We start from the raw sequence: 3,633 nt of genomic DNA on the forward strand, positions 1-3,633 counted from the left end.
GTTTCTTTTAAACCATTGTTTATGGAGTAAACATGAAACGCACAACAAATGAAGAAATTGATGTTATTGCCATACTCACCGTCAGAAAAGGAATGGAAGAAGAATTTAAAGAAGAAGTAAAAAAATTCATGATTACAATTGTAAATCATGATGGTTTACTATATCACTCATTTCATCAAAGTCAAGAACAGCCACAGGACTTTATATTCTATGAACGATATCTTTCAGCGATGCACCTTGATTTACATACCCGTTCTCAGGAAATAAAAAAATGGACTGCCGTCAGAGATCGATACGTTATAAAAAGGACATTTATAACAGCAAGGCCTCTGTTGAGACTCTGCATGAAAAACAGTGATATGCCTCACGAGGACAGGGAGATCATCATCCCAACGAATACCGTTTTCCCCCCCTGCGTTCCTTCATGCTCATGAAGCTGCGGAGGCACTCCTGAAAAGGCCCGTCAGTGCGGGCAAGCCGGGGGGGAGCGGCCCTTTGCCGCATGAACGGCCTTTTCCTGCGGCAAAGGGCGGGATTATCTTGCGGAAAAGACGGGGTGAAGCTATCATGGTCTCCTCTTTCCAGCCGTATTCCCACGGCGGCAGACGCCCCTTCCGACGGCGGGCTCCCGCCCGGCGCGGAGCCCCGGAGAGCTCTTTTTCAAGGAAGTTTCTTTTTCCGGGCAAAGGGGCGCGCAAAAAACAGCCGTACGGCGCAGACTTTCGGAGCAGAGCCATGGATATCCGCCTCATCACCCGCGATAAAAAACGCTTTCTGCCCCTGCTTCTGGAAGCGGACGAGCAGGAAAGCATGATCGACCGCTATCTGGAACGCGGAAAGCTTTTTGTCCTTTTTCAGGATGAGGAACCGGCGGCCGTGGCCGTGATCACGAAGGAGGCCGACGGCGTGTACGAGCTGAAAAACCTCGCCGTGGCGGAGGCGCTGCGCCGCAAAGGCCTCGGCAGGGGTATGGTGGGGGCGCTTTTCACGCACTACAGAGGCCGCGGCATCATGCTGGTGGGCACGGGCGATTCCCCCGCGACCCTCGGCTTTTACCGGGCCTGCGGCTTTGCCTTCTCCCATGTGGAAAAGGATTTCTTTGTGAAGAACTACGACCATCCCATTGTGGAGAACGGCAGAAGGCTCACGGACATGATCTACCTCAAAAAAGCGCTGTAGGCGGGCCTTTTCCGCCTCAGCACCGGCGCTCTCTGAAAAAACTCCCCTGTCTTCAGCGCCCTGCGCAAAAAATCCGTCCTCTGCCCCGCGCCCGGCCGCACGCCGGGCGGCAATCCCGGCCGCCCCCTTTTCCCGGCAGACCCCGGAGGGCTTTTCTCCTATGCGGCCGTCCTGCCGGGCAGAAACTACGACCAGCCTGCTTTTCCGGGAAAAAAGACCTGCGTTCAGATTATCCCTGAAGGATACTTCTTTTTACTGCTTTTCTTCTGCCCATCTCAACGGCGAAGCATCATTCCCTCCCCGGGACAACGCCCTGTTGTGCACCCCCCTTCCCCGCATCTTGTCCGCGACCCGCGCCCTCCGGGGCCTCAGCCTTCTCGCGGACAAGCGCAGGCATGGCCAGGAAAGGGAGCAAGCCTGCCTCACGCCCCGCCCCTGCGCAAAAAATCCGGCCTTCTGCCGCGGGCCCCGCGCCCGGCCGCTTCCCACAGACTGCCCTGCGGCGCTTCTTCCGCTCCTGCCCGGCACAGGTACACCTTCATAAGAAGAAAGCAAGAAGCCCTTTTCCGCACGTTTTTTGCAGGAAATTCTTGAAGGGCGGCTTGTGTTCTGGTATTTCCGTTGGAATATGAAGAAACTCGCGCAGGCCGGGGCGCAAGGCTTTTACCGGAGCACGGCCTGCCGGGCCCTGCCATGGAGCGTGGCCGGGGCCTTATGTATGCGCGTATGCGCACTGTCGCATTTTCCATGGGGAAATGCCTATCTTACCAGGGGGAATTATGGAACCTTATTACGCCGGATGGATGTCGCTTCTGCCGCCGATCACGGCTATCGTGCTTGCACTCATAACCAAGGAAGTAGTGTCTTCCCTGCTCATAGGCATCCTGACGGGCACCTTCATCTACACCATAGGCACGGGCGCGGACTTCGTGCTCATGGGCACCATTGAATCGGCGTTTGCGATCATGGTCAAGCGCCTCAATTTCGATATCATCATGTTCTGTTCCGCACTGGGCTCCCTGGTATACGTCATATCCATGGCGGGCGGCTCCCGGGCCTACGGTCGCTGGGCCACCTCGCGCATCAAGAGCCGCCGCACGGCCATGCTCTCCACCTGCGGCCTCGGCGGCCTCATCTTCATCGACGACTACTTCAACTGCCTCACCGTGGGCACGGTGATGAAGCCCGTGACCGACACCTACAAGATCTCCCGGGCCAAGCTCGCCTACATCATCGACGCCACGGCCGCGCCCGTGTGCATCATCGCGCCGATTTCCAGCTGGGCGGCAGCCGTGGGCAGCAACCTGAAGTCCACCGGGGCCTTTGAAAGCGAAATTTCCGCCTTCATCGCGGCCATTCCCTACAATTTCTATTCCCTGCTCTCTCTGTTCCTCGTCATACTTCTGTGCCTGTTCAAGTGGGACTTCGGGCCCATGCGCACTTCGGAACGGCGCGCGGCGGAAGGCGACCTCGGCGTGCTGGCCCAGCAGACGGGCATAGGGCTGGAAACCAAGAACGGCCATGTCTTCGACATGCTCATCCCCATCGGCAGCCTCATCGTCTTTGCCGTGCTCGCCATGATGTACAGCGGCGGCTACTGGGGGAGCGACCCGCAGTATCACACCTTCAGCGCGGCCCTCGGCAACTGCAACGCCTCCCCCTCGCTGGTGTGGGCCTCCTTCGGCGGCCTTGTGGTGGCGCTGCTTCTCTATGTGCCCCGCCGCCTCATGAGCCTTTCCGAATTCATGCACGGCGTCGTGGAAGGCATGAAGGCCATGCTTACGGCCAACCTCATCCTCGTTCTGGCCTGGGGCATCAGCGGCGTGTGCCAGGACATGCTTCAGACCAACAAGTTCGTGGAATCTCTGGTTTCCGGCAACATGATCGGCGGCATGCTGCCCTTCCTCATCTTCGTAATCGCGGGCTTTCTGAGCTTCTCCACCGGCACGGCCTGGGGCTCCTTCGGCATCCTCATCCCGCTGGTGGTGCCCGTGGCGCAGGCCGTGAGCCCCGACCTTCTGGTGGTGGCGCTTTCCGCCACGCTGGCGGGCAGCGTGTTCGGCGACCACTGTTCCCCCATTTCCGATACCACCATCCTTTCCAGCGCGGGCGCGGGGTGCAGCCATATCGAGCATGTTTCCACGCAGCTGCCCTATGCCCTGCTCGCGGCCTCGTGCAGCGGCGTGGGCTACCTGGTGGCGGGCTTCGTCACTTCCAGCCCCTGGGTGTGCCTCATCGTGAGCGGCGGCCTGCTCGTGGCGGCGCTCCTTGCCCTGAACGCCTGGCACAACAGGAAGGAAGCCGCGGCGTAGGCCTTGCTGCAACCTGAACTCCTCTTCCCCCCGCCGACAACGACGGGGGGAAGTTTTTTAACTGAAAACGCGGCCCGGCCGCCTGAAGGCCGGGGGGAGAACCCAGGGCGTTGAGAAAGGCCCTGGCCTTGCAAACAAGGGC

General features: G+C 59.1%; 3 protein-coding genes. All 3 read left to right on the plus strand.

Annotated features, from left to right (window positions below):
• Positions 1-32 precede the first annotated feature (32 nt).
• Positions 33-434, plus strand: coding sequence for a putative quinol monooxygenase (locus K8W16_RS09760; RefSeq protein ID WP_304123070.1), 402 nt, complete (start codon positions 33-35; stop codon positions 432-434).
• Positions 435-735: 301 nt separating this feature from the next.
• The gene (locus tag K8W16_RS09765) at positions 736-1,179 is read left to right on the plus strand and encodes a GNAT family N-acetyltransferase (protein WP_304123071.1); all 444 of its coding nucleotides are present in this window, start codon (positions 736-738) and stop codon (positions 1,177-1,179) included.
• A gap of 779 nt (positions 1,180-1,958) precedes the next feature.
• Complete coding sequence (locus K8W16_RS09770) at positions 1,959-3,491, plus strand: Na+/H+ antiporter NhaC family protein (protein ID WP_304123073.1); 1,533 nt, start codon at positions 1,959-1,961, stop codon at positions 3,489-3,491.
• Positions 3,492-3,633 lie beyond the last annotated feature (142 nt).

Source organism: Mailhella massiliensis (genome assembly GCF_020741395.1).
GTDB lineage: Bacteria > Desulfobacterota > Desulfovibrionia > Desulfovibrionales > Desulfovibrionaceae > Mailhella > Mailhella massiliensis_A.